Raw genomic sequence first — 7245 nt, 5'->3', positions numbered from 1 at the left:
ATCCCCAATCCCCATTACCCCTTATCCCCAGAGCAGGGTGGTTTCATACAAGCAGAGAAAAATTAAAATCTTCTTTTAAAGCCTCTCCCCTTAATAAGGGGAGAGGTTTGGAGAGGGGTAAAAATCTATGCTTCAAAACGAGAAATACAGACTTCCATATTTTTCTTTTTTCGTATGAAACCACCCTGATTACCCCTTATCCCCAGAGGGGACCCCTACCTTCCCCAATCCCCAATCCCCAATCCCCTTAACTATTGACTGGCTATTCCACTCCTGTACTGCATCTTCCATAGCTTTATCCACTGTCTTCTCATCCAACATTGCTGCTTGCAGGTTCTCATAAATTGCTTTTTGCAGGATATTGAAATTTTTCAAAGTTGGGGTTAGCACTTCTGCTTGTTGCATTTGACTAGCACTGATCGCCCTAGCTTGATCTATTGTGGGGGCGTTTGCTGGTACATCCTTAAAATAGCTATCAGATAAGGCCTTGACTGTGGAAGGTAGAACATTTGCTTGTTTAGCAAAGGCTAGCTGATTTTGATCATTAGTGACAAACAGAGCAAATTTGACAGCTGCGTCTGGTTGTTTGGTGTCACGAGGGATAACTACATTCATCACAGCGACATTTTTCTTACCAGTTTCGCCAGTAATTTGAGGTGCTATGGCTGAAACTCTAGCGATCGCTGGTGCATTATTAGCAATCTGTTTCAGAAACTCTGGACCAGAAGCTAGTAAAGCTGTTTCTCCAGATTGATATAACTCGATTGCATGACGATGTCCTTGTGTCAATACTTCTTTTGGTAGTAGATCTTTTTTGTAAAGATCTACCCAGTACTGAAATGCTGCTTTACCTTGAGCAGAATTAAAAGCAGCTTTACCTTCGGCATCGACTAGAGTAACTCCCATCTGCACAAAAGATTCTAAAACTTCACCAGAATCTTGCGGCACAAAAGTTACAAAAAATGCATACTTACCAGTTTTATCTTTAATTTGTTGGGCTACTTGTGCCAATTCAGTATAAGTAGTAGGCGGTTTATTTATACCTGCCTGTTTTAATAAATCAGTGTTATAAATAGTTAGCCGTGTGGTGAGATACCAGGGTATTCCAAAACTCTTACCATTCAGCGTGCTAGCTTTCCATATATTCGGTAAATATGACGAACGTAGGTCATTTGGGACTTTTGTATCTAAATCTAACCAAGCGTTTCTACTTGCTAATTGAGATGCAAAATCTGGATTTAAGTTCACAACATCAGGTGGCGTTTTTGCGGATACAGCTGTTAAAATTTTGTTTTCCATTTCAGCCCAAGGTATATCCACCCAGTTAACCTTTATACCTGAATTCTGAGATTCAAAAGTCGCAATTAGGCTTTGGAAATAGTCGGTAAATTGAGGTTTGAGTTGCATAGTCCAAAACTCAATTCTTGCGGCTCCTGAAGACGCCTGTTTTGTGCTTGAGTTAACATTACCTGTGCCACAACTGACAATCCAACTTGTCAATAAGCCAACTAACGCCCAAACAGTTAATCTTTTGAATTTTTGAATTTGAATCATTGTGTTTATAGTTTTTCAGTTAAACCGGGGTAAAAAGTTGATGATTAGTCATTGGTCATTGGTCATTGGTCATTGGTCATTGGTCATTGATTAATGGTTACTACTTCTTACAAATGACAAATAACATTTAAATTTTTCAATTTAGCATTTATGCGGGCAAAACAGTGGTTAAAAGTATCAACAATCTGTTTAGCAAATCTAAGGACGGAGTTGGCATCGAACTTGCACCGCAATGTGTGAATGTCGCTCGTATACGCAAACAACGCCAAGGTCTGAAACTAGACGCTTTAACATCCGTGACTGTTCCAGAAGGTGTTTTTGTCGATGGTCAAATTGCTGATCCTCCAGCAATGGCACAAATTATCCAGCAGGCACTCACAGAAAGTAAAATCAAAGCTTCTCGAATTGCTACTGCCGTTACAGGACGAGATTCAATTGTACGTCTCATCCCCGTTCCATCAGAATTAGATGATAAAGAACTGCGTGAGATGGTGTTAAACCACGAAGCAGGTTTATATTTACCTTATCCTCGTGAAGAAGCTGATGTAGATTATCAGAAACTTGGCTACTTTGTAGATGAGGATGGAATTGAAAAAGTACAAGTGTTGCTGGTTGCAACTCGCAAAGAAATCACTGATACATACATAAGTACATTCGAGCAGGCAGGATTGCAAATTGATGTCTTAGAAATCAATTCTTTTGCACTGATTCGGACAATCCGTGACCAGTTACGGCAATACGGGCCACAAGAAACAGCAGTTTTAGTCGATATAGAATTTGATAATACAGAAATTGCCATCATTGTCAACGGAGTACCGCAATTTTCGCGTACAGTTCCTCTGGGAACGAATCAAATGCAAATGGCACTAGCTAGAGCAATGAGCTTACCTGCTTCACGAGATATGAACTTGTTGCAGGGAATAACTATTCCTCTCAATATCACGGAAGGCGCAAAAACAGGTGTTACCGAAGCGAATACAGGTTTAGCAGCAATGATGAGGGTTTTGGGAGAACTTACAGATGAACTGCGCCGTTCCATCGATTTTTATCTCAACCAGAGCGAAAACTTAGAAGTAGCCCAGATTTTTTTAGCAGGGCCAGGTGGAGGACTAGCACAGTTGGATGAGTTCTTTACACAACGATTGAGTTTACCTACCTCTCAAATAGATCCGATTGGGTTTTTATCTTTGGAGGTTGACGAAGAAAAGTTTCCCACTGTGCTACGTCCTGGATTGGGGATAGTACTCGGTCTTGGGATGCGTTCGGTGTGAGGAGAGTGGGAGACAAGGAGGACAACGGGGAGAATAAACACCAATGACAATTGACGAATAACGAATAACGAATAACGAAAAATGTACAGTTTAGATATTAATTTTCTTAAAGACCGTTCAAATTTTCAGAAAAAGACTGAAAAAAAGACAAATGTAGCGATCAATACAGGGAATTTAACGCCTGTATTGATTGGCATGGGAGTTGGTGTAATTTTCCCTGCTTTTGTTGCAACTGGTTTATGGTTTTTGCAAACAAAAAATGCTGAGTTAGAGCAAGCAATTGCTCAATTGGAACAGGAAAACCAAAGCTTAGATGCCCAAATCGGCAGTATCAACAAAATTAAGGAACAAACCAACAAAGTCAAGGCGGAAACACAATCTTTAGTGACCGTGTTTGATCAAATTCGTCCTTGGTCTGCAATGTTACAAGATTTGCGCGATCGCATTCCAGCCACAGTCCAAATAGAAAACGTTAAGCAAATTCCACCTGCTGCTTTTGTTGAGGGACAGCCACCACCAAATCCAGCCGGAGGAATAGAAATTACTGGTTTGGCTCGCTCTTTTAATGATGTCAACGATTTTTTACTTACTCTACAACAATCTCGTTTCTTTAAAGCCAGTGAAGCCAAGATTATTTCCACAGAACTAGTAGATGCACCATTAAAAAATACTGGCACTCAAACAGGTGTAACAATTAAACCACCGAAAGTAGCTAAATACACTATTCAAACCAGTCTCAGTGATATCCCAGCTTCGGAGCTAATTCGCGAATTAGAACAAAAAGGCACAGTCGGATTAGTCGCACGTATTCGCAGTTTGCAAAAAACAGGAGTCATTCAAAAATGACGCTGAGTGAAGATATTAATTTCATGGAAGACGGGGAATTCACTGAGGCAAAATCAGCCTACCCCGTTGTGTTTGGCATTAGTTTTACACCCAAAATTATAGGCATCTTGGTAGGAGTCTTGGGATTTGCTGGCGCACTTTATATGTTGTTCAATTTAGTGATGCCAGCTTGGGACACCTTCGGACAAAATCAAGATAAACAAAGCGATCTACAAGGACAAATTGACCAAAAGAAAGCCACTATCAAACAGATAGATCAAGTCAAACAAGATCTAGCAGATGCCAAGCAGCAACAAACACAAGTTTTAGGTTTATTTGCCAATGAGAAAACCTTAGACACATTACTGCTAGACTTGAATCGTTTAGTTGAAGCCAACAACTCTACTATTTCTATCAATGCTACCAGAGCCGAACTGAAGAAATTTGTCCCAGTTTCAGATAAAGCTGAACCAATTACTGATGGCTCATTGGGAACACAAGTAGATGGCAAACTCAAGCGTAGAAGTGTGAATGTCGAAATTATTGGAACTTATGAACAAACGCAATCGATACTCCGTAATATTGAGCGTTTGCAATCTTTATTAATAGTAAAAGACTATCAATCTGCTTTAGCTCCCCAACCTACTCCAGAACCAGGCAAAAGGCTATTGCAAGTTGGAGCAGCACCAATTTCTACATCTTTTCAGTTACAAGCATTAATACCACTTAGTCCAGAAGAAGCCACAGCTATTAAAGCAGAACCGAAGAAGTGAGGGACAAGGGAGACAAGGAGGACAAGGGAGACAGATTAATTTAATGACGCTGTGTTATTTCGGTAGCATTTTTGGGAAATATACAAACTATAAACATAACTGACAGCACACTTACGTATAAATACCAAGAAATTGGTTGCAAAAATAGTCAATAAATTTGGTGAAATGTGAGGAATGAACTGTGAAACAGCTTCACGGTAAAAGCTTAAATTTAATATTAGGTGCAACTACAATAGTTTTTTTAGCTGCTCAACCAGTCAAAGCACAGGTTACGCAAATTACAGATGTGCAGCTAAAAACAGTTAATGGCGGAGTCAATGTTGTTTTAAAAACTTCCTCTGGTTCTCGTCCGCAAATTTTTACGACACAGAGAGGCAAAATTTTAGTTGCAGATATTATTAATACTCAACTACGTCTACCTCAAGGCAATAGTTTCCGCAAAGATAATCCCCTTCCGGGAATCGCTTCGATTCAAGTGACTCAGTTAGATACCAATAGTATCAGAATATTAGCAATTGGTACTGATAGCGCTCCTAATACTCAGCCTTTGGTGCGGGGGACAAATGTCATTACTCTTGGCTTAAGTCCGAGTACAGGAACCACAGCATCAGCACCCATACCTCCCCAAGCACCTACCCCGAACCCCAGTCCATCAGTTCCACCCGTTGTCCCTAATCCGCAAGTCAGTATTGATGGCACACCAGCGCAAACAGCCGGGCCAGGACAAGCTCAAACCCAAGCTCCACCTTTCTTACCTAGAGCCGTTGCACCACCAGTGGGAGATATTGCCATTTCCAATATCGATGCTTCTCCGAGTAGTGTTGACTTAGGCACTCAAGAACGTGTACCCCGGCTTGTATTGCGAGATGCACCAGTAAGAGAAGTTTTGTCATTGCTTGCTCGTGCTGCTGGTTTGAATTTGGCTTATGTAGGAGATGTAGAAGACAATAAGCAATCTTCTGTATTTCAATCTCAAACTAATACTGGTGCTACCAGCACACAGCCAATATATCAAACAATATCCCTAGATGTAGAAAATGAGCCAGTGCAAGATATATTTAACCACGTCTTACGCTTGAGTGGTTTAGAAGCTAACCGCAGTGGACGCACGATTTTTGTAGGGGCTAAACTACCCAATTCCACCCGTGATATGGTGATGCGTAACGTGAGGCTTAACCAAGCAACAGTGAAAGAGATCTTAAGGTTTTTGGTTAACTTGGGAGCAGAAAGTGCTGTCAACGCTGAACCTAAGATAACTAGAGTGACTACAGAAGTTATAGGTAAAGCAGAGGGAGAGGGAGAGGGAACAAAATCACAATCAGCTGAAGATACGAATCTCACTGCTCAACGAGTTACATTTACTGACTCAACTCCTATACTTAGAGGTTTACAAGTATTAGGAGATGAGCGAACAAGTACTGTTACCTTGATTGGTACTCCCAGGTTAGTTGAAATTGCAATGGCTCAAATGCTTCCGCTTGATATCCGTCGTCGTCAAGTGGCAGTCAATGTCAAAATAATCGATGTTAACCTTTTGAATACCAAGGACGTTAACACAAGTTTTTCCTTTGGTGTTGGCAATAATTTCTTTGTCAATGATGGTGGCGCAGCAGCGTTAAATTTTGGTGGTTCTAGACCAGCTACTAGTGCGGAAGCAGCCACGAGTGTGACTAGTACGCCTGTAATTAGTAACCCAGTTAGAGGAACTCCCTTCTTAGATGTGAATAATGAGTTAGTCATTCCAGGCGGAGGTTCAGGTACAACAATAGTTAATCAATCTACAAATCCGATCACAATTGGTGGAGCGACTGTCCAACCTGGTTCTGCAACAGTACTACCTAATAGAGATGCAGTCACTTATCAACCAATTCCGCCATCTTCAACTAATCCATTACAACCAGGTATCACAAATGTGAATCGTGGTACAAATGATGTAATAACTATTGCTGATGACGGGACAATTAGTGTCTCTCCAGGTAGTACAGGAACAGTAACATCTGCTCTACCTTCTTTGTACCAGTTCCCCAAACGTTTTCTTGCTAGTTTGCAAGCTCAGGTGCAAAGTGGCAATGCAAAAATTTTGACAGATCCAACCTTAATTGTGCAAGAAGGACAGACGGCTGACGTTCAATTAACTCAAGAAGTGGTTGGAAACATCAAAAGGGAAATAACTCGTGGTGATGGTACTTCCTCAGAAACCGTGACAGCAGAGAAAGAAACCGTTGGCTTAACTCTAGCAGTCAAAGTTGAGCGAATTGATGATAATGGTTTTGTCTCTCTTTCTGTGTCTCCAACTGTTTCATCTCCTCAAGCTCCAGCAGATATTAATTTAGGTGGTAATAGCCAACGAATATTTTTGGTTTCTACACGCTCTCTTACTTCTGGCGTGATTCGCTTGCGTGATGGTCAAACACTAATTCTGAGTGGCGTTATTCAAGATGCAGACAGATCAACTGTATCCAAAATTCCTATCTTGGGCGATATTCCCCTAATTGGTTCGTTATTTAGAAGGACAAATAAACAAAATCAGCGTCAAGAGGTAATTGTATTGCTTACACCTCAAGTTATGGATGATTCTGAGAAATCATCTTATGGCTATAGTTATACTCCTAGCCCAGAGGTGCGGCAAATTCTTGAGCGTCGTGGTTTGCAGCTTCCCAAGCAGTAGGTGATGCGGGTCGATAGTTTGTATAGCAATCCTATATGATTGTGATAATCGCAGAGCTTATATCCCCGACTTCTGTTGAGAAGTCGGGGATCTTGTTTCTCACGAATGATTTAGGAAGTTTAAAAATGTGAGTGAATTACCTCACCGTATAAAC

General features: G+C 40.9%; 5 protein-coding genes. 4 read left to right on the top strand and 1 reads right to left on the bottom strand.

The features are described 5' to 3' along the window. Nucleotides 1–189: 189 nt before the first annotated feature. On the bottom strand, nucleotides 190–1554 hold the full coding sequence (locus tag AC5JMK_RS26435) for an ABC transporter substrate-binding protein (protein ID WP_495911339.1): 1365 nt from the start codon (nucleotides 1552–1554) through the stop codon (nucleotides 190–192). A 164-nt stretch (nucleotides 1555–1718) separates the two neighbouring features. On the opposite strand from AC5JMK_RS26435, the gene pilM reads away from it, so the two are divergent. The 4 genes from pilM to AC5JMK_RS26415 all read left to right on the top strand — a co-directional run bounded on the left by pilM (nucleotide 1719) and on the right by AC5JMK_RS26415 (nucleotide 7091). Further along, nucleotides 1719–2825 carry a type IV pilus assembly protein PilM gene (pilM, locus tag AC5JMK_RS26430; protein ID WP_096677017.1) on the top strand — a complete coding sequence of 369 codons (1107 nt, stop codon included), beginning with the start codon at nucleotides 1719–1721 and terminating at the stop codon, nucleotides 2823–2825. An 81-nt stretch (nucleotides 2826–2906) separates the two neighbouring features. Next, nucleotides 2907–3671, top strand: a complete 765-nt coding sequence (locus tag AC5JMK_RS26425; protein WP_096677016.1) for a PilN domain-containing protein — start codon at nucleotides 2907–2909, stop codon at nucleotides 3669–3671. Beyond that, a complete protein-coding gene (locus tag AC5JMK_RS26420) occupies nucleotides 3668–4423 on the top strand; it encodes a pilus assembly protein PilO (RefSeq protein WP_096677015.1) in 756 nt (251 codons plus the stop codon). The genes AC5JMK_RS26425 and AC5JMK_RS26420 overlap by 4 nt, the downstream gene beginning before the upstream one ends. Before the next feature lie 181 nt (nucleotides 4424–4604). Next, the gene (locus AC5JMK_RS26415) at nucleotides 4605–7091 is read left to right on the top strand and encodes a type IV pilus secretin family protein (protein ID WP_096677014.1); all 2487 of its coding nucleotides are present in this window, start codon (nucleotides 4605–4607) and stop codon (nucleotides 7089–7091) included. Nucleotides 7092–7245 lie beyond the last annotated feature (154 nt).

This window comes from Pelatocladus sp., from assembly GCF_059505505.1.
Note: the sequence above shows the minus strand (reverse complement) of the source record. Positions and strands in the feature narration are given on the sequence as shown.

What these genes read in the sequence shown, in the direction of transcription:
- AC5JMK_RS26435 (WP_495911339.1), bottom strand. Translation starts at nt 1,554, where the DNA reads ATGATTCAAATTCAAAAATTCAAAAGATTAACTGTTTGGGCGTTAGTT.
- AC5JMK_RS26425 (WP_096677016.1), top strand. Translation starts at nt 2,907, where the DNA reads ATGTACAGTTTAGATATTAATTTTCTTAAAGACCGTTCAAATTTTCAG.
- AC5JMK_RS26420 (WP_096677015.1), top strand. Translation starts at nt 3,668, where the DNA reads ATGACGCTGAGTGAAGATATTAATTTCATGGAAGACGGGGAATTCACT.